The sequence below is a fragment of the Virgibacillus dokdonensis genome, from assembly GCF_900166595.1.
Classification (GTDB): Bacteria; Bacillota; Bacilli; order Bacillales; family Amphibacillaceae; genus Virgibacillus; species Virgibacillus dokdonensis.
In genome coordinates, this window is the sequence record NZ_LT745751.1 from 19,964 (window position 1) to 46,181 (window position 26,218).

Genomic DNA, 26,218 nt, shown 5'->3' on the forward strand with positions numbered 1-26,218 from the left:
AGTCTTATAATGACATATGTTAAAATAAATGAAGTGTTCTATGTGTATCTTAAATACAGAGAAGTTCCATCTATGCTATCTTTATTGTCATATTGTTGACGCCTAAGAAATCATCTAAGAAAAATATAGCTTATGCCAGTAATACCAGGTAATAATCCGATTTTTTTCTAAAAATGAAAGATAAAGGAAGAGGGAAGACTTGTGAAGGTGAAGGAAGTAATTGTAGTAGAAGGAAAAGATGATACAGCTAAAATTAACCAGGCTGTTGATGCAGATACAATTGAGACGAATGGATCGGCCATTCATACATCTATTATAAAACAGATTCAGCATGCAAAAGATAAACGAGGAGTTATTATTTTTACAGATCCTGACTATCCTGGTGAGCGCATTCGTCATATTGTTGATCAAGCTGTACCAGGTTGTAAGCATGCTTTTTTAACACGTAATGAAGCTCGTGCTAAAAATTCGACAACAAAGAATTTAGGGGTGGAGCATGCGTCTATCGAGGATATAAAAAAGGCATTAGAATCTGTTTATGAGCTGCAACCGGTACGAGAGAGTGAAATAACGAAAGCGGAGTTAATGCATCATGGATTCATTGGAGGTCAGGAAGCGAACAAAAGACGAGAGCAGCTTGGTGAGTTATTGCAAATTGGGCATACGAATGGCAAGCAGTTATTAAAACGCTTAACGATGTTTGGTATTGGAAAAGCTGAGTTTGAAAGAGCAGTATTGCAAATGGATCAAGAGAGGAAAGAGAAAAATGACCAATCATAAATTTATTGCTACGCCATCACGAACGAAAGAAATTTTAAAGAAATATCATTTTTCTTTTAAAAAAAGCTTAGGGCAGAACTTTTTAATTGACAGTAATATTTTAAGTAATATTATTCGCCAAGCAGGAATTGATAAGGAGTCTGGTGTGATTGAAATAGGTCCTGGTATTGGAGCGTTGACAGAACATTTAGCTATTCATAGTCAAAAGGTATTCGCATTTGAAATTGACCAACGTCTAATACCAGTATTAGAGGATACGCTTGCACCCTATGATAATGTCGAGGTTGTACATGAGGATATTTTAAAAGCAAACGTTCGTGACATGATAGCGACGCATTTTCATCCAGAACAGCCTGTTCATCTTGTAGCTAACTTGCCTTACTATATAACTACTCCGATCTTAATGAAATTATTACGAGATCAATTGCCAATTGATAGCTTCACGGTAATGATTCAAAAGGAAGTTGCTGAACGAATGGCAGCTAAACCGAATACCAAAAGTTATGGTTCGCTAACATTAGCTGTCCAATATTACACAGAAGCAGAAGTTGTTATGCAAGTTCCAAAACGTGTATTTATGCCCCAACCTAATGTCGATTCCAGTATCTTGCGTTTAGTTAGACGGACGAAAGCTCCTGTAAATGTTGTAGATGAAGATTTCTTTTTCACACTGATACAAGCAAGTTTTGCCCAGCGTCGGAAAACATTGCGTAATAATCTATCCAATCATTTTAAAGATAAGTTGACGAAAGAGGAAGTTGGTCTTATTTTACAACAAAGTGGCATTGATGGAGGAAGACGTGGAGAGTCTCTAACGATGGAGGAGTTTGCGTTATTGGCTAACACGTTTATCGCTTCTTCTAAGGCGTGATAGGTGTCATCTGTAGAAAAACTTGGCAAAGAGCCAAGTTTTTTAATGGTGTAGGAAATTATAAAATTTTGCAGCTGTGGATAAACTTACTAATTTATTTAGCCACGTCCGGCTCCAGCGCCCAGCAACTAGGCGACTTCACGAATCGCCCTACGATAAGTCATCATTGGTACGTGTAACACCGTCTCACCATGATTCCTAAAACTTTAGTTGCTTCGTTCCACTCGCTACGTTGCTAACCGGGCGCTTGCGCCTTTGTTCTTAAAAAGCCTGTACAATAGAGAACACAGGGATAAACGCACAGTTTTTTATTTATAATCATACGATATAGCATAAGTTTTAAGCTCAGGAAGGCTGTGAGATATAGTATGAGTTATTCGAAGGGTGATTTAGTCACAAGGTACTCTTATCAGCATGATATATTATTTCGGGTTTCTTCTGTGAAAAAAGAGCTTGTCGATTTAGTAGGAGAGGAAGTGCGTTTGAAAGCGGATTCTCCAATAGATGATTTGAAATTGGTGGAAGAAAGAGAGCTACAAAAACGGAGGCAACAAGGGAAAGAGAGTGAAGAATTTTCCTATCGGCTATTTCGTCAAGATTATCAATTGTTAAAAGAAAAAAGACAATACCAAGCTACGGACGGTTTTATACACGAAGCCTCCTATTTTCAATTGCCTGCAAAAGTGTTGCACATTGATGGGGATGCAATGTATTTAAAAAAATGTATTGAATTATATCAGCGAATCGGATTGCAAGTACATGGAGTACATTTATATGAACGCGATATGCCTGTAAGGATTACAGAACTCATAGAAAAAATTCAGCCAAATATCATTGTTATTACTGGGCATGACGCTTTTTCTAAAAATAAAGGAGAAAAGCAAGATCTACGTGCTTATCGTAATTCAAGGTATTTTATTGAAGCTGTACGAGAGGCGAGGCGGACAAATCCGAATTTGGATCAGCTCGTCATTTTTGCAGGAGCGTGTCAATCGCATTTTGAGCTGTTAGTTCGGGCAGGGGCTAATTTTGCTAGTTCACCATTTCGAGTCAATATTCATGCGTTAGACCCTGTCTATATTGCTGCTAAAGTTGCATATACACCTTTTATGGAAAAAGTGAGCGTATGGGATGCTATTCGAACTACACTGACAGGAGACAAAGGGATGGGCGGTGTTGAAACGAGAGGATTATTACGTACAGGTTTACCATATATGGAAGAGACTTAAAGAAAGGAGGTACGATTGATTAAGTTCATTCAAATACTTTACAAAAAAAGCATAGAGAATAACGTTAAGCGATGTGGCAAATAAGTTTGAAAGTTGTCAACCTTTTTTCTACTCAATCACTGTAAAATAGCATTTAATTACCAATGTAAAAATAAAGTCAAGTTTTTCTAAAAAAATGTGCATAAAAAGTAATTAAAAACAAATAATAAACGAAAATACGAAAAAATATATTGACATCAAAAAAGTAATATTGGTATAATATAAAGTTTTGCTTGACGTTTGTACAAGTTCGTGGTATGATAATTACAGTGAGGTGGAGTATAGTGGCGAAAACATTAATCGAAATTAAGCAAGGTCTTGAAGGTCATGTTGGAAAACGGTTAAAGCTTACAGCAAATGGTGGAAGAAGAAAGACCATTGAGCGTTCCGGCATCTTAGCAGAAACATATCCTTCTGTATTTATTGTTGAGCTTGACCAAGAAGAAAATGCATTCGAACGTGTTTCATACAGCTATGCAGATGTTTTAACAGAAACAGTAGAGCTTCGCTTTGCAGATGATAAAAACATTGCGTCAGTGCTTGAGCAGTAGCCTAAGGTTTACTGCTTTTATTTTTATGCTAAATTAACAAAATAATCAAAAAACATAGTTGTTATTTCCTTTTTTGCTGTTTAATAACAGTTGTATATGGAATGAAAAAGCATATACTAAGTTTGTCGTATCATAACCAATACGCATTTAAAAGGGGGACTGTCTTCGTGGCTAGAAGACGTGGAATGATGTCGGATCATTTAAAAGAAGAAATTGCAAAAGAGTTAGGGTTTTACGACACGGTGCAAAGGGAAGGATGGGGCGGCATTAAAGCGCGCGATGCTGGAAATATGGTGAAACGTGCCATTGAAAGAGCGGAAGCTAGTATGAGACAAGACAAATCCTAATCGGGTTTGTCTTGTTTTTTCACCCTATAGGAAAGCGAAGAAAGAGTTTTCAATAGTCCCCTGCTTTTGCAGGTAAAAAAACCCCTCTTAGGTAGAAGTTAGACTGTGTAAAACAGTTGATAATGTTAAGCTAACGGAGGAAAACCCGGAGACTCCTTGTTGTACAATGTTTCACTGACGTAGCTTTCCTTGTCCCGTGGCAAAGTGTAGTGCAATATCTCGCAGTAAAAAGCGAACTATTTTTACAGTAGGCGGGAAGCAGTTTTTCAGAAACAGTAATCACCTAGATTTCGCTTGCAAGAAAAACTCGACACATACGCATTTATTTGCGTTTCACGCAGTTGAATGGAATGTGTTACAATTTTAATATCTTTAAACAAGAGGGTGACGGGTGATGGTAATTTTTGAAAAAGCACCTGCAAAAATAAATTTATCATTGGACGTACGAAGTAAAAGAAGCGACGGGTACCATAACATTGAAATGATTATGACAACCATTGATTTAGCTGATCGTATTTGTTTATATGAATTACCTGAGGACCGGATCGAAATATCATTGGAAAGTAGATTTGTTCCAAGTGATAAACGCAATTTAGCTTACCAAGCTGCCTTAGCTTTGAAGCAAGCGTATGGTATCCATAGAGGTGTACATATAACAATTGAAAAAAACATCCCCGTCTCTGCAGGACTAGCAGGTGGTAGTGCCGACGCTGCTGCCGTATTAAAAGGTTTAAATTGTTTGTGGTCACTTGGCCTTTCAGAAACTGAATTAGCAAGTGTAGGTGCGTTATTAGGTACAGATGTGCCGTTTTGTATATATGGAAAAACGGCAATAGCTAAAGGTAGGGGAGAAATTGTCCAACGGCTCCTCTCACCGCCGCCATGTTGGGTCGTTTTAGCTAAACCGGATATTGGTATTTCTTCAGGAACTATTTTTCAACGCATAGTGGTGGAAGATATTGTTCATCCTAACACAAAAGCTGTTAGGGAAGCGTTAGCGGAAGGAAATTTTAATAAGCTATGTTTAAGCTTAGGTAATGCATTAGAACCGATAACGATAAAACAACACCCAGAAGTGCAGCGTATTAAAACGGCTTTACAACAAGCAGGCGCTTCTGGCGTACTTATGAGTGGAAGTGGTCCGACAGTCTATGGTCTCGTAGAGCATGAAAGTAAAGCGAGAAAAATCTATAATGGGATGAGAGGTTTTTGTGAAGAAGTTTATTATGTACGATTATTAGGTTGAAAACCTTTGTAAAAAACGTATATTGATGGTATATTTAGAGGAAAATATTCGGTTTTGAGGTGTGGAAATGAAAAGAAGTAACCGTTTAGTTGCTCTAACCAATTTTTTTCTTGAAAATCCTCGGACGCACACACAATTTCCTTATTTTGTTTCACAATTAGCTACTACGAAAGCTTCTATTAGTGAAGATATGGATATTATTGATGCGGTGTTTCGGAGTGAAGGGATTGGCTATTTGCAACGGACGACAGGTGCAGGAGGCGGGGTGAAGTTTATACCTGCATGCGTTGACGAAAAAAATAAATGCTTTGTTGAAGCATTACGACAAAAGTTAAAAGATCCTGTTCGTATCCTTCCAGGCGGGTATCTATATATGAGCGATCTGTTAGGCGATCCGAAGACGGTACGAGAAATTGGGCGTGTATTTGCTTCAACATTTGCTAAAAAAAATATTGATGTTGTTGTTACCGTTGCTACAAAAGGGATTCCATTGGCATACGCTGTTGCCTCTTTTTTGAATGTACCGGTAGTTATTGTACGCAGAGATCCAAAGGTAACAGAAGGGTCCTCTGTAAGCATTAATTATGTATCTGGATCATCTAGAAAAATTCAGACCATGGTGTTGCCGAAACGCAGTTTATCGGAAGGAGCAAAAGTCTGTATTATTGATGATTTTATGAAAGCAGGTGGAACCATTACTGGCATGATTAATTTACTAGAGGAATTTCATGCAACGGTACAAGCAATAGGTGTCTTAGCTGAAGCAGATGATGAGGAAGAAGAGCGCGTCATTAATGACTATACATCTCTAATAAAAATATCAAATGTCGATATGAAAAAGAAGGCAATCGATGTTCATTTTGGTAATTTTATCCAATAAAAGTTTATTTCTATCGTTTTGTTTAACTACATTGGAAACAAACTAAAATTTTTTTGAAACAGCCTTTAGAAGTAATTCACTAGTCTTTTGTATAGGACACGGTAGTATGTATACTAAGCGGTGGAGATGTTTCCACTAACGAGTTGTTACTAATAATAATTTAAAAATATACTAAAATTGACACAATTGATATTTGTTCGTTTCTCCGTTTCCTTGGTAAAAACGATTGATAGTTCGGGATGTAAGGTGCTGTAAGGATTCCACTTCTAGAGATGGAAGAAGCCAAAAGTAACAGCACCTAAGTCTCCTTTTCGTAATAGGCTTCTAGGTTTCCTCCTCTAGGTACTAACGACCAGTGTGAAGAAGGAAAAAGATATACTTTGTGAAGACAAGCTGTCATTTTTTAACTGTTGATATAAATGTTTTATTTTTTTTAATATTTTAGCAGGAGTTTTAATAGTTTTGTTGAACTAGTTTATATAGATTCCTATTTGAAAAGGTGGTGACACATCATGGAAGTAACTGACGTTAGGTTACGCCGCGTTAATACGGAAGGCAGAATGAGAGCGATTGCATCTATTACGTTGGATCAGGAATTTGTTGTCCATGATATCCGAGTGATTGACGGTAACAATGGGCTATTTGTTGCGATGCCATCCAAGCGAACGCCGGATGGAGAATTTAGGGATATCGCTCATCCTATTAATTCTGGTACAAGAGCGAAAATTCAGGACGCTGTATTAGAAGAGTATCGCAAAGCAGGAGATGAGGAAGTAAAATACGAAGAAGCTGGGGCTTCCTAATTCATCTAAATAATATTGTTTACGAAAACAACTAGAGGTCTAATCTACATAAGGTTAGCCTTCTTTTTTTATTGTAAACGTTTACTTAATTCTGGGAATTATTTGTAAAATGATAGGATTGCGCCTTAGGATTCCCTTTTTTCCAGTCCATATATAGGGAAGGAAAGAAAAGCCTTTACTTTTGTTGTTTTCCTTTCATAGTTTATCTATTGAAATGAGCAGGTATTTAAGATATATTCATAATGGATAAAGTGAAATTTCATTTAATAGAAGTTTTTCCTTCGTCTTCTACGGAATAGTTCCTACCTAGAGGGTATAGCCCAAAAACCCTTGGACAGAGCAGGCATTTGGGTGCTGTCATCTTTCACTTACACTATGAACTCATGAAGAGAGAGTTTTTTCAGCACATAATATGCGTATGCGAGAAATTTGAAATGTTGGAGGTCCTTTATATGACAAATCGATATGCTGTCATACTGGCAGCTGGGCAAGGTACCAGGATGAAATCGAAGCTTTACAAAGTACTCCATCCTGTAGCGGGTCGCCCCATGGTTCAACACGTCATCGAACAAGTTGGTGGCGTAAATGTCGATAAAATCATTACTATTGTCGGTTTTGGTGCGGAAGATGTAAAGAAACAACTCGGACCAAAAAGTGAGTACGTTCTTCAAGAAGAGCAGTTGGGGACTGGGCATGCAGTTGTTCAAGCTAAAGCGCTTTTAGAAGATAAGGAAGGTACAACGATAGTGGTGTGTGGTGATACACCTTTAATAACCAAGGAGACGTATCAAGCGTTGATTGAACATCATGAACATTCAGAGGCAAAAGCTACGATACTAACAGCAAAAGCTTCTAATCCGTACGGGTATGGTCGCGTACTTAGAAATAAGCAAAATGATGTGGAACGGATTGTGGAACATAAAGATGCGAATGAGGTCGAGCTACTTGTAGATGAAATAAATACGGGTACATACTGTTTTGATAATCAAGCTTTGTTTCAGGCGCTAGAACATGTTTCCAATGATAACGCACAAGGGGAGTATTACTTGCCGGATGTAATTGAAATTCTCCAAACAAAAGGGGAGACTGTGAGCGCGTATCGAACAGCGCACTTTGAGGAAACATTAGGGATAAATGATCGTGTTGCTTTAGCGCAAGCAGAGAAAATCATGAAGCAACGTGTGAATGAAAGACATATGCGTAACGGTGTAGCTATCATTGATCCGGATCAAACCTATATTGAACCGAGTGTAACGATTGGTGCTGACACAATCATTCATCCTGGTACAATGATTAAAGGCGATACCGTCATTGAGGAAAATGCAGAAATCGGCCCGTATTCCGAGCTAACCAATTGTCATGTTGGAAATGGCACGATAATTAAACAAAGTGTGGTAAATGATAGCAAGATAGGTAATGATGTGAAGGTTGGTCCATATGCACATATAAGACCTGATAGTGCAATTGGTAACCACGTGAAAATTGGAAACTTTGTAGAAATAAAAAAGACAAGCTTAGGTGAAGATAGTAAAGTTTCTCATTTAAGTTATATTGGTGATGCACAAGTCGGAAGCAATGTAAACGTAGGTTGTGGTACAATAACAGTGAACTATGATGGCAAGCACAAATATGTAACAACCATTGAAGATGAATCATTTATAGGCTGCAATTCAAATTTAGTTGCGCCTGTGACAATTGGAAAAGGTTCTTATATTGCTGCTGGTTCTACAATTAATAAGGACGTGCCAGAGGGTTCTTTATCGATTGCTCGTGCAAGGCAAACGAATAAAGAAGGATATGCGGAAAAAATTAAAAATCGGAAAAAAGACTAACGGAGGGTTCTAACAAATGGCAGCTAGTTACAAGGATTCATCCTTGAAAGTTTTTACATTAAATTCCAACCCACAATTGGCTGAGGAGATTGCTAGTCATATTGGTACGACACTAGGGAAATGTGCTGTATCTCGATTTAGTGATGGAGAAATTCAAATTAATATTGAAGAAAGCATCCGTGGTTGTGATGTTTATGTCGTTCAGTCCACATGCTCACCGGTGAATGAGCATTTGATGGAATTATTAATTATGATTGATGCTTTGAAACGTGCATCTGCAAAGTCAATTAATATTGTTATGCCTTATTATGGGTACGCTAGACAAGATCGAAAAGCAAGATCAAGAGAACCGATCGCAGCAAAACTAGTAGCCGACCTATTAGAAACAGCTGGATCTGATCGGGTGATAACACTTGATTTACACGCACCGCAAATTCAAGGCTTTTTTGATAGCCCGATCGATCATTTACAAGGTGTGCCAATTCTTTCCGATTATTTTGAAGCAAAGAACTTGGAAGATATTATTATTATGTCACCAGACCATGGCGGGGTGACACGCGCCAGAAAGATGGCTGATCGCTTGAAGGCGCCAATTGGAATAATTGATAAGCGCAGACCGCGACCTAATGTGGCTGAAGTAATGAATATTGTCGGGAATATTGAAGGGAAGACAGCCATTTTAATTGATGATATCATTGATACTGCAGGTACAATTACTTTAGCAGCAAATGCATTAATTGAAAATGGTGCCAAGGAAGTATATGCTTGTTGTACACATCCCGTATTATCTGGCCCAGCAATGCAACGAATTAATGATTCAAAAATTAAAGAATTGGTTGTAACCAATTCGATTCCTTTACCAGATGATAAGCGAATCGATAAAATTACACCACTTTCTGTCGCTCCTTTAATTGGTGAAGCGATTGTTCGTGTGCATGAATTGCAATCCGTTAGTATTTTGTTTGATTAATGTTTAGGTTTTAGCCGAAACGGGTAATATTTGTGATGGAGGTTTATTTGTGCAGAGTAAATGAGTGCGAGTCTGAAGGCTCTTATATACGAAAGCGAATAAATAATGTAAGATTGAAATATTGGCAACAAACGAAGGTTTTTAACTAATTTGGAGGGTGATTAACGTGGCAGTAAAACTAGCAGCGCAACGAAGAGAAGATCATACGAAATCAGCAACAAAAGAAATTAGAAATAGCGGACGTGTTCCAGCTGTAATCTATGGAAAAGCAAAAGAATCGAAGTCGATTGCTGTAGATAGTGTTGAATTGATCAAAACAGTTCGTGACGAGGGTAGAAATGCGATTATCTCACTTCACATTGAAGATGAAAAACCTGTAGATGTGATGCTACATGAATATCAAATTGATCCATTAAAAGATGAACTTGTCCATGCTGACTTTTATATTGTAGATATGGCTGAAGAGATGGATGTGGAAGTGAATATCCACATAGAGGGAGAAGCAAAAGGTACGAAAGATGGCGGTGTCTTGCAGCAACCATTATATGCGTTGCAAGTGCGTGCGAAACCAGCTGACATTCCTGAAGAAATCGTTGTTGATGTTTCTGATTTAGATATTGGAGATAGTATTGCAGTGTCTGATATTGACATTCAAGGAAAATACGAACTCTTAGATGATCCAGTTACCACGGTTGTAACGGTATCAGCGCCAGATACGTTAGAGGACATTGAAAAGGCACCAGCTGAGAATGCAGAGCCAGAATTAGTAGATGGAGAAAAGGAAGCATAAGTTTTGACTACTATAAAACTAAGTAAGAGGTAGTTGCGGTAAAAGCAAGCGTGTTGCAATATGTCAAAGGAAGGATCATTATTTTATCCTTTTGGAAAGCCATATGGCTAGCAACTCATCATGTCCTATTGACTATTGGGTGGGGTCGCTCATTTCGAACACGGTAAGTGAAGATAAGTGAACGCAACTCTCCCTCCTAATTAGGAGGGAGAGTTGCGTTGTATGATTTTTATCAGGTTGTAAAGGCCTGCTATTATAAGGGAAAAGCTTAGCTTTTGCCCATAAAGACATGCAGATAGTTAAATTTTTTAATAACCCCATTCATAGGTTTAAAATGAAAAAGATAAAGGAAGTACGTTTATGAAATGTATTATAGGTTTAGGAAACCCAGGGAAAAAATATCATCAGACGAGACATAACATTGGTTTTATGGTAATTGATGAATTATTGCAACGTCATCAGCTAACATTGGATAAATCAAAATTTAAAGCAGATTACACGATGGTGCAGATGGGACAGGAAAAAGTGATGTTTGTAAAACCACAAACATTTATGAACCTTTCTGGTGATGCTATAAGGCCAATAATTGACTATTACAACATTGATTTATCGAATATTTTGATTATTTTTGATGATTTGGATTTGCCAGTCGGTAAAATTAGGCTTCGTCAAAAAGGTGGTCATGGAGGTCATAATGGCATTAGATCAATTATCGACCATGTTGGGACGAAGGATTTTAAACGGATTCGAATTGGTATCGGTAGGCCTGATGTCTCACAATCCATTATTCATTATGTGCTACAAAGATTTCCAAAACATGAAACATCTGAGGTAAAGCTTAGTGTGCAAAAAGCAGCCGATGCATGTGACGCGTGGATAGAACGTCCATTTCCTGAAGTTATGAATGAATATAATCAATAATTACCACATATAAAAAACAAACAGCGTTTTTTGCTCTATAACTCTTTTTAGGGTCTATAGTATAAGGAAACTACAGTTTTTGCTTATCAAGATTTAGCATGAAGTCAAGTTTTGCTAGCGCTTGGATGCGGTTGTTAATACACATAAACGAAAGTATATTTTTAACGGGAACTACTTGAATAGCTGGTGTGCATTTAGGTTAAACTAGTTACTAACAATTGAAGTAAAATGATTTTTTACTTGGCGGGTGCTATAAGTATAGTAGCTGCTATAAGGTTTTTAAATCGTATTGGAGGCGGTTCCCGTTGACAATGATATACTTGTGTAAGCATTGTGGACAAAAACTAGGAAGTATACAACAACACATGATTGATTTATCCATATTAGGATTTGACCAATTATCAGTGAAGGATAAAGAAGAAATGATTGTTTATAAACCAAATGGGGATATGCATATCAAGGTGATTTGCGAAGACTGCCAAGATACACTAGGTCAACATCCTCACTATCATGAATTAGATTTCTTTATACAATAGAACATGTGGTTAGCCTTTGGTGCAGCGTAGCCAAGGCATTTTTGCACTTGTAAAAGAATGGAAAGAAGCACGCAATATTTTAAAAAGATAAGAAAGTATAAAACTGAGGTGCCAGTGGATATGGAGATAACTGAATAGCCACACCCTGCTCAACTGGGTGACTTCACGAAATCGCCCTAAGCTAAGTCATCATCGGTTCGTGGCTAAGAGGAAGGCCGACTAAAAACGGACTTGCCGCCCGACGTCGGCATACCACTGCTTTAGTAGCATGATTCCTTTATCTCGTTGTATCCGGTTCATTCGCTACGTTGCTAAACAAGCACTTGCACCTTTGTTCCGTTATAGCAAAGTATCAAATTTCCATGGTTAATAGTATAAGCAAAAAGACGGCACTCTTCCGCTATCCGATTTGGCGGTAAGCTAAGTTTTTCTAACACTATAGGAAAGTATAAAAGTTTAAAGGTTTATAGTATAAGAAAAACTATGCCATTCGCCATAAGACTTGGCGACAAGCCAAGTTTTTCTAAAAATGAAGGGCAAGCATACGAACTAGAAAAATCTTCGGAGTACGAGATTCGTTGCATAGCTCCTATGTAAGTGGAGGTTTAGGAATGAAAGGAATACAAAAATATTTATACAATAAAGAAGATATACACTCCATTATTAATGGAGTGCAAGCAGGAATGGATGAACAGCTTGTAGCAGGGCTATCTGGTTCAGTTAGAGGCTTACTTGTATCTGTTATTCGAGGCGAGATGAAGAAGCCGATTTTGTTAGTCACCCACCAACTTGTGCAAGCACAGCAACTATACGATGATTTGGTTGGTATTGTGGGAGAGGAAGATGTTCATCTATATCCTGTTAATGAACTGATTGCTTCAGAAATCGCTATTGCAAGTCCAGAGTTACGCAGCCAGCGAATTGATTCATTAACTGCTTGGTCTCAAAATAAATCGGGGATTTTAATAGCTCCAGTATCTGCCTTAAAACGAATACTTCCTCCTCCAGCGTATTGGCAAACATATCAACTAGCATTTAAATATGGAGAAGAAATTGATGTAAATCATTATTTAACAAATTTAATAGATATGGGATATGATCGCGCTTCCATGGTTACAACACCAGGTGAGTTTAGTAAACGTGGAGGAATTATTGATATATATCCTATTACCGAAAAGCATCCGATTCGAATTGAGCTATTTGATGAGGAAATTGACTCTATTCGTTATTTTGATGCTGAAACCCAACGTTCATTAGATAAGCTGGAGGAAGTTACGATTGGGCCAGCAACAGAATTGCTATTAACAGAGTCCGATCTTCATACGGCTGGGGAGCGTTTGGAGGAAGCGCTTGCCGATACATTGAAAACGTTAAAGACACAAGAAGCAAAAGCAACATTGACAGAGGTAGTGCAACGAGATGTAGATCGATTAAAAAACCTCGAGCGCTTTCCTGAGATGTATAAATACATTGGTTATTTATATACAAATCCTGCTAGCTTACTAGATTACTTGCCAGGTGATGGCCAAATAATTATTGATGAAATGAGCCGAATACAAGAGACTGCATTACATTTGGATATAGAAGAGGGTGATTGGTACAGTAATTTACTAGCCAATAATCAAATGGTTAGAAATAGTTCATTTTCATTTGATTGGCATGCTATATGGGAGCGTATGAAGCAGCCGCGTATCTATATGTCTGTGTTTTTACGCCATATCCCTAATACACAACCACAAAATATTGTTAATTTATCTTCACGACCGATGCAAGAATTCCATGGTCAAATGCATTTATTTAAAAATGAATTACTCCGCTGGGAAAAGGGGGACTATTCTGTTATCGTTTTAGCTCCAGATAAAGAAAGAGCGGAAAGAATCCACTCTATATTTATGGATTATGATATCGATTTTGGGATTACAGAAGATTTACGGCTCCCTGTTGATAAACCAACGATTGCGGTAGGGAATATTTCAAGTGGCGTAGAGTTGCCGATGCACAAGCTTGTGTTAGTGACTGAGCAAGAACTATTTAAAAAACGTACAAAACGACCGAGAAAGCAACAAAAAATCTCAAATGCCGAACGAATTAAGGATTATCAAGAATTAAAAGTAGGCGATTATGTTGTACATACAAATCATGGTGTCGGAAAATACCTCGGTATAGAAACTTTAAAAGTGAATGATCTGCATAAGGATTATTTGCTAATTAAATATTCTGGCGATGATAAGCTGTTTGTACCTATTGATCAAATTGACCAAGTACAAAAATTTGTAGGATCAGAAGGAAAAGAACCGAAGCTCTATAAGCTAGGCGGAAGTGAATGGAAAAAAGTAAAACGGAAAGTGCAATCATCTGTAGAGGATATTGCAGATGATCTCATTAAGCTCTATGCTGAAAGAGAAGCAAGAAAAGGGTACGCGTTTTCTGAAGATACAGAAATGCAACGCGAATTTGAAGCATTGTTTCCTTATCAAGAAACAGAGGATCAATTACGTTGTATTCAAGAAATTAAACAAGATATGGAAAGAGAACGTCCAATGGATCGTCTTCTTTGTGGGGATGTTGGCTACGGAAAAACAGAAGTAGCTATTCGCGCAGCCTTTAAGGCAATTGCTGATGGAAAACAAGTTGCGTTATTAGTTCCGACGACGATTCTAGCACAGCAACATTTTGAAACAATACGAGAGCGTTTTCAAGATTATCCAATTACTATCGGTTTATTAAGTAGATTTAGAACGAGAAAGCAGCAAAAGGAAACGTTAGATGGATTAAGAAAAGGAACTGTTGATATCGTTATTGGTACACATCGTATTTTATCTAAAGATGTTCAGTATCATGATTTAGGTTTATTAATTGTTGACGAAGAGCAACGCTTCGGAGTAAAGCATAAGGAAAAAATTAAGCAGTTAAAATCGAATGTAGATGTACTTACGTTAACGGCAACACCTATTCCACGAACATTGCATATGTCTATGCTTGGTGTGCGGGATCTTTCTGTAATTGAAACGCCACCAGAAAATCGTTTTCCAATTCAAACCTATGTGATGGAATATAATCCAATATTTGTTCGAGAGGCAATAGAGCGTGAAATGGCTCGAGGAGGTCAAGTGTTTTTTCTACATAACCGTGTAGAAAATATTGAAGAGATAGCTAGAGAGCTAAGTTCACATATTGATGCTAGGATAGCGGTTGCGCATGGTCAAATGAATGAATCGGAATTGGAGAATGTTATTTTTTCCTTTTTAGAAGGAGAATTTGATGTCCTTGTAAGTACGACGATTATTGAAACGGGTGTTGATATTCCAAATGTAAATACCTTAATTGTAAACAATGCCGACCGAATGGGACTAAGTCAATTGTATCAATTGCGTGGTCGTGTAGGGCGTTCAAATCGAGTTGCTTATGCGTACTTTACGTATAGAAAAGATAAAGTGCTTACCGAAGTTGCAGAAAAACGTCTACAAGCAATTAAAGAATTTACAGAATTGGGTTCTGGATTTAAAATCGCTATGCGCGATTTATCCATTCGAGGAGCGGGCAACCTGCTTGGTGCTCAACAGCATGGATTTATCGATTCGGTCGGTTTTGACATGTATTCACAAATGCTCAAAGAGGCGATTGATGCTCGCAAAGAAGGTAAAGATATAAGTGATGTAAAGCCATTTGATCCAGAATTGACATTAGTAATTGATGCGTATATTCCAGATGAATATATCCCAGATGAAAAGCAAAAAGTAGACATCTATAAACAATTCCAATCCATGGAGACGACAGAAGATAAACAAGATTTACATGACGAATTAATTGATCGATTTGGGGACTATCCAGAAGAGGTAACCAATTTATTTACCGTATCTACGTTGAAAATGCTAGCGAAGCGAGAGCGAGTCCGTTCTATAAGTGAAAGTGAGAAAAACAAAAAAATCGAAGTGCTCGTTGATGAAGAGCGTAGTCAACAAATTGATGGCGCAAAAGTATTCGAAATGGCGAATGCGTATGGACGAGATATCCAACTTGGAACCGAAAGCAGTAAATTAAAAATTGTATTTAAATATACCAATACGACGAAGCAGCAATGCTATAAAAATGTGGAAACGTTTATCGATAATTTAAAATTTGCCAATCGTAGTTAGTAAAAATTAGTATTGTATGTATAGTTATCCTGTTTTGCCTCATACTAAAACCACAGAAGATGATTTTTACACGGATTTTTGTGTGAAAAGCAGAGTCAATCACCATAAGAAAGTGAGGCAACAAAGTATGAAAGCAACAGGAATTGTGCGACGTATTGATGATCTTGGGAGAGTTGTTATACCTAAAGAAATAAGGAGAACGTTACGCATTAGAGAGGGCGATCCACTAGAAATATACGTGGACCGTGAAGGAGAAGTTATTTTAAAGAAATATTCTCCTATTAGTGAGCTAGGTCAATTTGCTAAAGAATATGCAGAAGCGTTGTTTGATTCTTTGCATACCCCTGTTATCATATCCGATCGAGATGAGGTTATTGCAGTAGCAGGAGAATCAAAAAAAGAGTACTTAAACAAAAACATCGGATCCCCTCTAACTAGTATTATTGAAGGTAGACAACAAGTCATGGAAAAAGAAACAAAATCATTAGAAATTGTCGATGGGCATGAAGAAGACTTGATATCCTATTGTATTAGTCCAATTATTGCAAATGGTGATGCAATTGGATCCGTAGTGATTTTTGCTAAAGAAGGGGAAAGCTTTTCAGCTGTTCAACAAAAAGCAGCAGAGACAGCGGCAAGCTTTCTAGCCAAGCAAATGGAATAATGTAATCTACTCCATAAGTGTGTCTGTTCAAAACAGAAGTAAAAAGGACTGAATTCAGCTAAGATCGCACCATCTATGCTTAAAAACTTCCTTTTTTCAAGGAACTGGAAAACGAACCAACGAAGAAATTGGATGTGTCATTAGTACTGAACTTTTTTGAACAACCGCTATAAGACGATAAACCAAAGTCCGAACTATATTTGATATTCTCTCCATAGAATTTCGAATTAGTTCGGCTTTTTCTGATATTATAGGAGAATATAAAGCTTTGACGTTTATCGTATAAGAAAACTGCAGCTTTCACCATAAAGATTTGGTGTTTCTTATACGGCAAAAAATATCCCTCTTGCTATGTAAGACTATGATATAATGAACCATATATTGTAGTATCAAAAAATCAAATTCGCGCTCGCGCAATTATTATGAAGGTTCCTTTAAGAACCATGTTGCAAAAGGAAGTTCTACATGAATAGAAATGAAACAAATCAGCTTGTAAAAGGGGCGTTATTGTTAACAATTGTTGGCGTAATCAGTAAGCTATTAAGTGCTGGCTATCGTATCCCTTTGCAAAATGTAACAGGAGACATGGGGATTTATGTCTATCAACAGATCTACCCTGTCCTAGGAATTGGACTAATGTTAGCTTTATACGGATTTCCGTCGGCGATAGCAAAGCTAGCAGCGGAAGAACAATCTCAATCTCAAAGATTGTCTTTAACAAGTTTTTATTTCCCCATTTTCCTAATACTCTGTATGCTTAACGGCAGTTTAGCACTATTTATTTACATGAATGCACCATATATTGCAGGTTGGATTGGTGATGAACGTCTTACAGAAATATACTATTTAGGTGCGTTAACATTTTTATTTATACCAGTAACGGCATTGTTACGTGGTACTTTTCAAGGGAATTTTGTGATGAAACCTACTGCTTTTTCTCAACTAGCTGAACAGTTGTTTCGAGTAACGATTATCATTACTTCAGCAATAGTCATTGCCGAAAGTGGAAAGCCTATTTATACGATAGGAAGGGCTGCTGTTTTTGCCTCCATAATCGGGTTAATTGTTGCGACTATTGTTTTAGCTTGGTTTTTTTGGCGTGATAAGCCATTTCATATAGAAAAGCGACCTTATTCCATGCGTCATTATGTACATACGATTATTACTATTGGTATTGTTGCTACGTTAAACCATATGGTGTTACTTTTATTACAGTTTGCAGATACATTTACGTTATTTCCGAGTCTTTTAAAGGGTGGTTATTCTCAGCTCATGGCAATGGAGGCTAAAGGTGTGTTTGATCGAGGGCAACCGCTTATTCAGATTGGTACGGTACTTGGATCATCGTTTGCATTGGCTCTAATGCCATCTATTTCGACGAGAAAATTAACGGAACAGCCGCAAATCTTTTACCCTTATATTCGTGGGGCGATGCTATTTAGCATTTATTTAGCAACAGGTGCGACGGTCGGGCTAATAGCTATTTTTCCTGAAGTAAATCAAGCTCTGTTTCAAGATCAACAAGGCCACGCTGCGTTACGTCTGTTAATGGTTGCGGTTTTATTGAGCTCACTTGCCATTACAGCTGCATCTATTTTACAAGGATTAGGATATATAAAACGTGTTGCTTTACTTATATTACTAGCATTTTTCATGAAATGGATTGGCAATCTATGGCTTGTCCCATCAATAGGGATATTTGGCAGCTCCTTTGCTACAGTGCTCGCTTTACTCGTGTTTAGTGTGATTGCTTTAACAGAGCTACGGCGAAAGCTACCATTATTACAACTTTTAAGAAACGTACAATGGAAGGCGTTGCTACTTGCTACTTTCGTTATGGTTAGTTATTTATGGATAGTGAAATGGGTAGCGCATCCTTGGCTTGCACCTACAAGAGTGGCATCGTTTCTATTTGTTGTTTTCCTATCTATTACAGGCGCTACTGTATACGGGTATTGCTTAATAAGACTAAAAGCTTTTACGGAACAACAATTGCAAATGCTCCCATCGCGACTTTCTTTACGATTCATTCGCAAGCAGCGTTATCGATAAAGGTAGCGAAATGAGGAAGCTTACACCAATGAGGTTTTTATCAATTACCGCTTTAAAATTAGAAAAGACGAGCTGGACAAGTCTACATGGGAGGTAACTGCATCCACAACATTTCAGGATTTACTCGTCTAAGCAAAACTACGTCCATAAAAGGATGGTGATAAGCCAAGTTTTTCTAAGACGATAAGAAAGTATAAAAATTAGATGCTTTGAGGTAAGAAAATAACAGAGTAAGCCACGTCCGGCTCCAGCGCCCAGCAACTAGGCGACTTCACGAAGTCTCCCTACGATAAGCCACCATCGGTTCGTGCTAAATAGGAAGGCCGACTAAAGACGGGCTTGCCGGAGGGCGCCGGCATACTCCTGTTTCAGGAGCATGGTTCCTAAAAATTTAGTGGATTCGTTCCACTCGCTACGTTGCTAAACGGGCACCCCCGAGCATTTGTTCGCTAAGGCTACGAACTAGTTTCATGGGGGAAGAAACAACCCTCATTCAATAAAAATTCACTTTATAACTCAGGAAGGAGCTAGCTATGAACAAAATCGAAATTATTGGTCTTGGTGCAGGAGACTTGGATCAGTTACCTTTAGGTATTTATAAAAAGCTTTGTAATTTAGACAAGTCCGTGTACGTCCGCACGCTGGATCATCCTGTTGTTCAAGCATTGCAAGCAGAAGGTGTGAGCTTCCATTCCTTTGATACAATTTATGAGGAAGAAGAACAGTTTACTAATGTATACCATCGTATTGTTGCAATTATTTTAGAAAAAGCGAAAATAGAACAGGTTATCTATGCTGTGCCTGGACATCCCATGCTTGCGGAAAAGACCGTACAAATCTTGCTGGATTCCGAATGTGAGGTAGAAATCATCGGTGGAAGCAGTTATTTAGATGATCTATTTACCGCATTAAAAATAGATCCTATTGATGGATTTCAATTTCTTGATGCAACATCTTTCAAGCGTCAAGATATAAGCTATCACAATCACCTCGTGTTTTCGCAAGTGTATGACCAAATAATTGCTTCTGAAGTAAAACTGACATTGTTAGAGGACTTACCTGCAGACTATCCAATTACCATTATTGATGCAGTAGGAAGCGCTCGGGAAAAAATAGTAGAAGTTCCTTTAGAAGAATTAGATCGCACGGTTGACGTTAGTAATTTAACAAGTGTCTATGTCCCACCCGCACCGGAGCATTTATTACATCATACGTTTGCAAATTTACGCCAAGTGATCCATACGTTAAGAGGGCCTGATGGATGCCCGTGGGATCAGAAGCAGACACATGAAAGTCTGCGAGAATATGCTATTGAAGAAGTGTATGAGCTCATTGACGCGATTGACCAACAAGATGACGAAGGGATTATTGAAGAATTAGGTGACGTACTGCTACAAGTTATGCTACACAGTCAAATTGGGGAAGATGAAGGTTATTTTACGATAGATGATGTCATTCGAAACCTTACGGAAAAAATGATTCATCGTCATCCACATGTCTTTCAAAATGAATCTGTTTACAATGCAGATGAAGTCGTAAAGAATTGGGAGCAATTAAAAAAGGATGAAAAAGGAGAGACAAGAGCATCTGCGTTAGATGGTATTGCAAAGCATTTACCATCACTTGCACGGGCGTATCAATTACAAAAAAGAGCAGCAAAAGTAGGGTTTGATTGGCATTCTCTACAAGGTGCCTATGATAAATTACAAGAGGAGCTAGAAGAATTTAAGGTAGCTATAAAAAAAGGAAATGCACATGAACAAGAGAAGGAGTTTGGCGATATATTATTTGTTCTAGCGAATATAGCAAGGTATTATAAAATAAACCCAGAAGTAGCCTTACATCATACGAATGAAAAATTTATTTTGCGTTTTTCCTATATGGAACAAGCATTAAAAGATCGTCAGCGTTCCATTCAAGAAGTAACTTTAGAAGAGATGAATGAATTATGGGAAGAGGCGAAAGAAAAGGAGTAAAACAATGCGTCTAGACAAATTTTTAAAAGTATCTCGTTTAATTAAGCGTCGTACGTTAGCCAAGGAAGTAGCTGATCAAGGTAGAATTACGGTAAATGGTAATCAATCTAAAGCGGCTACGACATTAACGGTAGGCGATGAGCTTGTTATTCGCTTTGGGCAAAAGGTAGTTACACTGCGTATTGATAATTTACGAGAAACAGTGAAAAAAGAGGAAGCCCAATCCATGTATACCATTATAAAAGAAGAAAAAATTACGAATTAAAAAGTTCTATACTTGTCCCTCCTATCATAAACTACTATGGATAAGGAGGGTGTTTTTTGCGATGAACTATTATGAGAATAAAGAGCATATACCACGTGTTACTACAGATCATACGGTAAAAATGAATAATCGTAAAAATTTGGAAATTACAGGTGTGAAAGAAGTGGATAGCTTTGATAATGAAGAATTTTTACTGGAAACAGTAATGGGTTATTTAATTATACGTGGGCAAAATTTACAGCTGAAAAATCTAGATGTTAATGATGGTTCTGTTGTTATCAAAGGGAAAATTTACGAGCTTTCTTATATTGATGAACAGCAGGAGAAGGCTAAAGGGTTCTTTAGCAAGTTATTTAAATGAGTTTAAGTACGCAGCTTGTAACAATGTTATCTATGATTGCAGGTGGCTTGTCTACGGGTGTCATGCTAGACACCTTTCGTAGGTTCTCTCCTTATTGGAGAAATAGGAAGATCATGATTTATGTAATGGAAGTAGGGTTTTGGACCTCACAAACATTATTGCTTTTTTATATTTTATTTTTGGTTAATGGTGGAGAGATAAGGTTATATATTGTACTAGCATGTCTACTAGGTTTTTCAATGTATCAAGCGATACTCTCCAATTATTATAAGAAGTTACTGGAGCATTTCATACGAATTGCGCTCTCTATCTATCGTTTTTTTTCACGACTTATACAAGTCTTCATTATTTCACCGATAAAAGGAATTGTAATGGTTATTTATACAGTATTTATATGGGTTTTAAAACTGATTCTCTCTCTGCTACTTTTCGTTTTAACGGTGATTGTAACGCCAATCCAATGGTTACTAAGAGGAGTCTACCAGTTGCTACCTAAAAAAGTTCAAGGAATTCTATTACAAATAGCAGGATTTTATAGTACAATAAAGAATAACTTAAGTAAGGTTTGGGAGAAAATTCGCTGGAAGAGGAGGTAATAGGTATTGACTACAAGTAAACAAAGTGTAAGAAAACTGGATTCGAATTACATGCAACAATACGATGCCTATGTAGAAAGGCAAAATCGAAAAAAGCGACGTTTAATTCGACGTTTGGTGTTATTTGGAGTTATTACTCTCGTTATTCTTGGCGGTATGACTACATATCATATCCAGCAGCGCTCTCTTTATGCGGAAAAGACAGACGAATATGAAAATCTACAAGCAGAATTGACGGATTTGAGAAAAGAACAAAAAAATCTGAAACAAGAAGCAGAGCGTTTAAAAAATGAGGATTATGTACTAGAAATAGCGAGAACAAACTATTTCTTATCTAAAGAGGGCGAATTAATTTTTAAAGTTCCTGATAAAGAACCATCTTATTGACACACTTTCGTCAGCTTGGCTATAATATAATAGTAAGCTGATGATACATCATCGGTGGTTACTATTATTAGTTTCCTAAAAATTCTAAGGAGGAGCATTTTTTTTATGTCAATTGAAGTAGGCAGCAAGCTGCAGGGTAAGGTAACTGGTATCACTAATTTTGGAGCCTTTGTAGAAATCGAAAGAGGAACAACCGGACTTGTTCATATTAGTGAGGTTGCCGACAACTATGTGAAAGACATTAATGAACATCTTTCTGTTGGCGATGAAGTAAAGGTGAAAGTCATTAACGTAGAGAAGGACGGAAAAATTGGTCTATCGATTAAAAAAGCGGTAGATAAGCCAAAACCAAAACGTCAACGAGATAACCGTGAACGGGTTGAATCTTTTGAGTCAAAAATGAATCGTTTTTTAAAAGACTCTGAAGATCGCCTTGCCTCTTTGAAGAAGCACACGGAATCCAAACGCGGGGGTCGAGGTGCTAAAAGGGGATAGCAGTTGCTGTCTAAAAAAGATAATGCTCTATAAATAAAATTTATTCTGAATGCGTACCTTAAATGCAAAGTGGAATACACGGCGCCTTTTGTTACCTGTTATTAGTTGTCGAAAAAGGCGCTTTTGCTATACGAAAAAAACAGAGATTAACGTTGAGTTAATCTCTGTTTTTTTATCGTTTTGATATTTGTTACATCATTATTATTTTAATGGCGGTGGAGGGGATCGAACCCCCGACCTCACGGGTATGAACCGTACGCTCTCGCCAGCTGAGCTACACCGCCAAATAAGTCAACATGGAATATAATACAGCAGGTTCGTCTCTCTGTCAACTCCTTTTTTAAAAAGATAAGAAAGGATAAAAATTAGATGCTTTGGTATAAGGAAATAACAGAATAAGCCACGTCCGGCTTAAGCGCCCAGAAACTAGGCGATTTCACGAAGTCTCCCTACGATAAGCCACCATCGGTTCGTGCTAAATAGGAAGGCCGACTAAAAACGGGCTTGCCAGAGGGCGCCGGCATACGCCTGTTTTAGTGGCATGATTCCTAAAACTTTAGTTGATTCGTTCCACTGCTACGTTGCTAAACGAGCGCCCTGAGCCTTTGTTCTTTGTTTTTACCCATTCTTTTGTGTAACCATCTTATCTCCTATATTTTCGCAAATATTTTTCAAATTGTTACAAGAAGGGATATGTTGTGAATGATTGCTCTTGTCTTGTCAAAAAGGGTGTCTCCTCCATCAATCATGAATAAAAGCGAACGAAACAGTTGCATTCTTCCTAACGCTTGTTCGTGTTGAATCCTGTTTAAACCGTAAAAAGTAGTCGAACGATTTTTTTACAAGCTCTGAAGTTTTGACAAAAACAGTTCGCATATTGTGGTTAAATATGATTTACAGAGAGGGAGTGGTGGTTATGATGGAATCAATGTCAAGGTTACAGCCTAAAGCACTAATAGCTCAACAGGCAAGTCAGTGGGACAAGCTGAGGAGTCTACTTTACGCAAAGCTGAAAATGGTTTTAGTGGATAGAGGCTGGTTATTTTACATGATTGGGTTTTTATTAGGCCGGGCAGTTATTTTATCAGCTGTTTCGCCATTTGCGGTAGCTTTCTTAGCGACGATGTGGCTTGTCTATAAGGAAAAAGCGGCTAAAGCTATGATAGCCGTACTAATAGGTGCTTTGAGCTATTCTGTAGACCATGGAATTTTTACAGCTTTAGGGTTATTTGTTTTTCTGTTTTTAGCAGGACTATTTAAACAAGCAAAAAATCAACAGTTACTCATACCGTTTTTTGTATTTCTTGCTTCTGTAAGTACACGAATTTTTCAATATTCGATAGAACAGCAGTTGGCAGCATATGAATGGATGCTTGTGTTCGTAGAAGGGGTGTTAGGGACGGTTCTCGTTTTAATATTTATGCAGAGTATGCCGTTATTATCACCAAAAAGGTATAATCCAGCGTTAAAAAACGAAGAAATTGTCTGTATGATTATTCTCCTTGCTTCCATTCTTACAGGAACGATTGGTTGGACGCTTTATGGAGCAGCTGTGGAGCAGGTACTCGCTCGTTATTTTGTACTTATTCTTGCTTTTGTTGGTGGAGCAGCTGTAGGATCGACGGTTGGAGTGGTAACAGGATTGATTTTGTCACTTGCCAATGTTGCCAATTTATATCAAATGAGTCTATTAGCATTTTCAGGACTTTTAGGAGGATTATTAAAAGAGGGAAAAAAACCTGGTGTAGCCATTGGGTTATTTGTTGGAACGTTCTTAATTGGTATTTATGGGAATATGACAGCGCTTATCCCTTCCATCATAGAGACGTCGATGGCAGTTGTCCTCTTTCTACTTACACCAGCAGGCTGGTTTAAAAAGCTGTCTCGGCTTATTCCAGGGACGGAGGAGTATACAAATGAACAAGAACAATATTTACAAAAAGTTCGCAACGTAACAGCCCAACGGGTGGAGCAGTTTTCTGGTGTTTTTCAAGCGTTATCGAATAGTTTTGCAAGTGCCGATTCGCATTTAGAAGATGAGCAGGAGATAAGGCGAGAAACGGACTATTTTCTAAGTCAAGTTACGGAAAAATCATGTCAGAATTGTTTTATGAAAGAAAGGTGCTGGCAAAAGGAGTTTGATAAAACGTACAGCTTAATGGAATTGCTAAAGGAAGGGTTACAAGAAGGAGGGAAACCGCCAAAAACAACCATAAGGGAATTTGAAAATTTTTGCGTAAAGCCACAAAAAGTATTGGATGCCATGAAGGAAGAGGTATCGTATTTTGAAGCAAACCAAAAGTTAAAACAACAAGTATTAGAAAGCAAGAAGTTAGTCGCTGATCAATTGCAAGGGGTCTCGGAGGTGATGGAAGATTTTGCGAAAGAAATTTTAAAAGAACGCGAGCACCATGAGCAACAGGAAATGCAAATTATACATGCATTAAAGCAATTAGGAATGGAATTAGAGAAACTGGAGATTTACAGTTTGGAAAAAGGCAATGTAGACATTGAAATGACATTAACATTTTATGAATATCGTGGGGAAGGTGCCAAACTAATAGCACCTGTTTTATCGGATATTTTATCTGAAGTAATCGTTGTGAAGCAAGAAGAAATTGCGCCATTTCCAAATGGTTATAGTTACTTGGCGTTTGGAACAGCGCGAGAGTTTGTAGTAGAAACAGGTGCTGCTAATGCGGCAAAAGGAGGTGGACTTATATCTGGGGATAGTTACACTACGATAGAATTAGGCGCTGGAAAGTATGCGATGGCAATTAGTGATGGCATGGGAAATGGTGCTCGTGCGCAGGAAGAAAGTGTGGAAACGTTAAGGCTTCTGCAACAAATATTGCAGACAGGTATACCTGAAAAAGTAGCCATTAAATCCATTAATTCAATTTTATCTTTACGTTCGACCGAAGAAATGTTTGCAACGCTGGATTTAGCCGTCATAGATTTGCACAATGCATATGTACAATTTTTAAAAATTGGTTCTTCACCAAGCTTCGTGAAGCGAGGAAATGAATTATTAAAAATTGAAGCAAGCAATTTACCGATGGGGATTATCCAGGAATTTGATGTTGATATCGTTGGTGAGCAGTTGCTTCCTAATGATCTGTTAATTATGATGAGTGACGGTATTTTTGAAGGTCCTAAACATATTGAAAATACGGATATATGGCTAAAGCGTAAAATTCGTGACATGCGCACAAACGATCCACAGGAAATAGCTGACTTGATTTTAGAAGAGGTGATTCGTACAAGAGGTGGAGAAATTGAGGATGATATGACGGTCGTTGTTGCTAAGGTAAAGAAGAATACACCTAGGTGGGCTGGAGCACCTCTCTATTCTGTATCCTCCTAGTGCCAATATGACACAAATCTGGGGGGGAGGAAAGAAAATGCGCTTACGGCTTGCTGCTGCTTCCTAACATTGCCTTCCATCTATCATAATCGCTAGCCATTTATGTATAGAGAAGCGGAAAGAT

23 protein-coding genes and 1 tRNA gene are annotated in these 26,218 nt (G+C 37.8%); 23 read left to right on the plus strand and 1 reads right to left on the minus strand.

Going from position 1 to position 26,218, the window contains the following annotated elements:
* The first annotated feature begins 201 nt into the window (after positions 1 to 201).
* The 22 genes from rnmV (at position 202) to B2C77_RS00285 (ending at position 22,727) form a co-directional block, all read left to right on the plus strand.
* Positions 202 to 780: a ribonuclease M5 gene (gene rnmV, locus B2C77_RS00180; protein ID WP_077701782.1), complete on the plus strand. Its 579-nt coding sequence runs from the start codon at positions 202 to 204 to the stop codon at positions 778 to 780.
* Positions 767 to 1,651, plus strand: coding sequence for a 16S rRNA (adenine(1518)-N(6)/adenine(1519)-N(6))-dimethyltransferase RsmA (gene rsmA, locus B2C77_RS00185; RefSeq protein WP_077701783.1), 885 nt, complete (start codon positions 767 to 769; stop codon positions 1,649 to 1,651). The genes rnmV and rsmA overlap by 14 nt, the downstream gene beginning before the upstream one ends.
* A 368-nt stretch (positions 1,652 to 2,019) precedes the next feature.
* A complete protein-coding gene (yabG, locus tag B2C77_RS00190) occupies positions 2,020 to 2,880 on the plus strand; it encodes a sporulation peptidase YabG (RefSeq protein ID WP_077701784.1) in 861 nt (286 codons plus the stop codon).
* 323 nt (positions 2,881 to 3,203) lie between these two features.
* Entirely contained in the window at positions 3,204 to 3,470 is a 267-nt protein-coding gene (gene veg, locus B2C77_RS00195; RefSeq protein ID WP_073011537.1) for a biofilm formation stimulator Veg, read from the plus strand.
* 167 nt (positions 3,471 to 3,637) lie between these two features.
* Positions 3,638 to 3,817, plus strand: coding sequence for a small, acid-soluble spore protein, alpha/beta type (locus B2C77_RS00200; protein ID WP_077701785.1), 180 nt, complete (start codon positions 3,638 to 3,640; stop codon positions 3,815 to 3,817).
* 394 nt (positions 3,818 to 4,211) lie between these two features.
* A complete protein-coding gene (gene ispE / locus B2C77_RS00205) occupies positions 4,212 to 5,063 on the plus strand; it encodes a 4-(cytidine 5'-diphospho)-2-C-methyl-D-erythritol kinase (protein WP_077701786.1) in 852 nt (283 codons plus the stop codon).
* A gap of 67 nt (positions 5,064 to 5,130) precedes the next feature.
* Positions 5,131 to 5,943: a pur operon repressor gene (gene purR, locus B2C77_RS00210; RefSeq protein WP_077701787.1), complete on the plus strand. Its 813-nt coding sequence runs from the start codon at positions 5,131 to 5,133 to the stop codon at positions 5,941 to 5,943.
* 512 nt (positions 5,944 to 6,455) lie between these two features.
* Complete coding sequence (gene spoVG / locus B2C77_RS00215; protein ID WP_077701788.1) at positions 6,456 to 6,746, plus strand: septation regulator SpoVG; 291 nt, start codon at positions 6,456 to 6,458, stop codon at positions 6,744 to 6,746.
* Between the two features lie 452 nt (positions 6,747 to 7,198).
* Positions 7,199 to 8,578 (plus strand): bifunctional UDP-N-acetylglucosamine diphosphorylase/glucosamine-1-phosphate N-acetyltransferase GlmU, encoded by a 1,380-nt coding sequence (gene glmU / locus B2C77_RS00220; RefSeq protein WP_077701789.1) that lies wholly within the window; start codon positions 7,199 to 7,201, stop codon positions 8,576 to 8,578.
* A gap of 16 nt (positions 8,579 to 8,594) precedes the next feature.
* Positions 8,595 to 9,548, plus strand: a complete 954-nt coding sequence (locus B2C77_RS00225) for a ribose-phosphate diphosphokinase (RefSeq protein WP_077701790.1) — start codon at positions 8,595 to 8,597, stop codon at positions 9,546 to 9,548.
* 166 nt (positions 9,549 to 9,714) lie between these two features.
* Positions 9,715 to 10,338 (plus strand): 50S ribosomal protein L25/general stress protein Ctc, encoded by a 624-nt coding sequence (locus tag B2C77_RS00230; protein WP_077701791.1) that lies wholly within the window; start codon positions 9,715 to 9,717, stop codon positions 10,336 to 10,338.
* A gap of 360 nt (positions 10,339 to 10,698) precedes the next feature.
* Positions 10,699 to 11,259, plus strand: a complete 561-nt coding sequence (gene pth, locus B2C77_RS00235; protein ID WP_077701792.1) for an aminoacyl-tRNA hydrolase — start codon at positions 10,699 to 10,701, stop codon at positions 11,257 to 11,259.
* A gap of 311 nt (positions 11,260 to 11,570) precedes the next feature.
* Entirely contained in the window at positions 11,571 to 11,795 is a 225-nt protein-coding gene (gene fin, locus B2C77_RS00240) for an anti-sigma-F factor Fin (protein WP_309545276.1), read from the plus strand.
* Positions 11,796 to 12,406: 611 nt separating this feature from the next.
* Entirely contained in the window at positions 12,407 to 15,931 is a 3,525-nt protein-coding gene (mfd, locus tag B2C77_RS00245; RefSeq protein WP_077701794.1) for a transcription-repair coupling factor, read from the plus strand.
* A 127-nt stretch (positions 15,932 to 16,058) separates the two neighbouring features.
* Positions 16,059 to 16,595, plus strand: coding sequence for a stage V sporulation protein T (gene spoVT / locus B2C77_RS00250; protein WP_077701795.1), 537 nt, complete (start codon positions 16,059 to 16,061; stop codon positions 16,593 to 16,595).
* A 465-nt stretch (positions 16,596 to 17,060) separates the two neighbouring features.
* Positions 17,061 to 18,647 carry a putative polysaccharide biosynthesis protein gene (locus B2C77_RS00255; RefSeq protein WP_077701796.1) on the plus strand — a complete coding sequence of 529 codons (1,587 nt, stop codon included), beginning with the start codon at positions 17,061 to 17,063 and terminating at the stop codon, positions 18,645 to 18,647.
* A 533-nt stretch (positions 18,648 to 19,180) separates the two neighbouring features.
* Entirely contained in the window at positions 19,181 to 20,623 is a 1,443-nt protein-coding gene (yabN, locus tag B2C77_RS00260) for a bifunctional methyltransferase/pyrophosphohydrolase YabN (RefSeq protein ID WP_077701797.1), read from the plus strand.
* A gap of 4 nt (positions 20,624 to 20,627) precedes the next feature.
* A complete protein-coding gene (locus B2C77_RS00265; protein WP_073011480.1) occupies positions 20,628 to 20,888 on the plus strand; it encodes an RNA-binding S4 domain-containing protein in 261 nt (86 codons plus the stop codon).
* 61 nt (positions 20,889 to 20,949) lie between these two features.
* Positions 20,950 to 21,249 (plus strand): sporulation protein YabP, encoded by a 300-nt coding sequence (gene yabP / locus B2C77_RS00270; protein WP_073011477.1) that lies wholly within the window; start codon positions 20,950 to 20,952, stop codon positions 21,247 to 21,249.
* Complete coding sequence (yabQ, locus tag B2C77_RS00275; protein ID WP_077701798.1) at positions 21,246 to 21,845, plus strand: spore cortex biosynthesis protein YabQ; 600 nt, start codon at positions 21,246 to 21,248, stop codon at positions 21,843 to 21,845. The genes yabP and yabQ overlap by 4 nt, the downstream gene beginning before the upstream one ends.
* Before the next feature lie 6 nt (positions 21,846 to 21,851).
* Positions 21,852 to 22,232 carry an FtsB family cell division protein gene (locus B2C77_RS00280; protein ID WP_101933058.1) on the plus strand — a complete coding sequence of 127 codons (381 nt, stop codon included), beginning with the start codon at positions 21,852 to 21,854 and terminating at the stop codon, positions 22,230 to 22,232.
* A 105-nt stretch (positions 22,233 to 22,337) separates the two neighbouring features.
* On the plus strand, positions 22,338 to 22,727 hold the full coding sequence (locus B2C77_RS00285; protein WP_077701799.1) for a S1 domain-containing RNA-binding protein: 390 nt from the start codon (positions 22,338 to 22,340) through the stop codon (positions 22,725 to 22,727).
* 210 nt (positions 22,728 to 22,937) lie between these two features.
* Here the strand turns inward: B2C77_RS00285 and B2C77_RS00290 are convergent.
* Positions 22,938 to 23,011, minus strand: a tRNA-Met gene (locus tag B2C77_RS00290).
* 632 nt (positions 23,012 to 23,643) lie between these two features.
* Here B2C77_RS00290 and spoIIE point away from each other — a divergent pair.
* Positions 23,644 to 26,094: a stage II sporulation protein E gene (gene spoIIE / locus B2C77_RS00295; RefSeq protein ID WP_077701800.1), complete on the plus strand. Its 2,451-nt coding sequence runs from the start codon at positions 23,644 to 23,646 to the stop codon at positions 26,092 to 26,094.
* The last annotated feature ends 124 nt before the right edge of the window (positions 26,095 to 26,218 follow it).

Coding starts and splice junctions, on each gene's coding strand:
- purR (WP_077701787.1), top strand. CDS start 5,131: ATGAAAAGAAGTAACCGTTTAGTTGCTCTAACCAATTTTTTTCTTGAA.
- ispE (WP_077701786.1), top strand. CDS start 4,212: ATGGTAATTTTTGAAAAAGCACCTGCAAAAATAAATTTATCATTGGAC.
- fin (WP_309545276.1), top strand. CDS start 11,571: ATGATATACTTGTGTAAGCATTGTGGACAAAAACTAGGAAGTATACAA.
- B2C77_RS00225 (WP_077701790.1), top strand. CDS start 8,595: ATGGCAGCTAGTTACAAGGATTCATCCTTGAAAGTTTTTACATTAAAT.
- B2C77_RS00285 (WP_077701799.1), top strand. CDS start 22,338: ATGTCAATTGAAGTAGGCAGCAAGCTGCAGGGTAAGGTAACTGGTATC.
- mfd (WP_077701794.1), top strand. CDS start 12,407: ATGAAAGGAATACAAAAATATTTATACAATAAAGAAGATATACACTCC.
- yabP (WP_073011477.1), top strand. CDS start 20,950: ATGAACTATTATGAGAATAAAGAGCATATACCACGTGTTACTACAGAT.
- spoIIE (WP_077701800.1), top strand. CDS start 23,644: ATGATGGAATCAATGTCAAGGTTACAGCCTAAAGCACTAATAGCTCAA.
- B2C77_RS00265 (WP_073011480.1), top strand. CDS start 20,628: ATGCGTCTAGACAAATTTTTAAAAGTATCTCGTTTAATTAAGCGTCGT.
- rsmA (WP_077701783.1), top strand. CDS start 767: ATGACCAATCATAAATTTATTGCTACGCCATCACGAACGAAAGAAATT.
- B2C77_RS00255 (WP_077701796.1), top strand. CDS start 17,061: ATGAATAGAAATGAAACAAATCAGCTTGTAAAAGGGGCGTTATTGTTA.
- spoVT (WP_077701795.1), top strand. CDS start 16,059: ATGAAAGCAACAGGAATTGTGCGACGTATTGATGATCTTGGGAGAGTT.
- pth (WP_077701792.1), top strand. CDS start 10,699: ATGAAATGTATTATAGGTTTAGGAAACCCAGGGAAAAAATATCATCAG.
- yabQ (WP_077701798.1), top strand. CDS start 21,246: ATGAGTTTAAGTACGCAGCTTGTAACAATGTTATCTATGATTGCAGGT.
- yabN (WP_077701797.1), top strand. CDS start 19,181: ATGAACAAAATCGAAATTATTGGTCTTGGTGCAGGAGACTTGGATCAG.
- yabG (WP_077701784.1), top strand. CDS start 2,020: ATGAGTTATTCGAAGGGTGATTTAGTCACAAGGTACTCTTATCAGCAT.
- glmU (WP_077701789.1), top strand. CDS start 7,199: ATGACAAATCGATATGCTGTCATACTGGCAGCTGGGCAAGGTACCAGG.
- spoVG (WP_077701788.1), top strand. CDS start 6,456: ATGGAAGTAACTGACGTTAGGTTACGCCGCGTTAATACGGAAGGCAGA.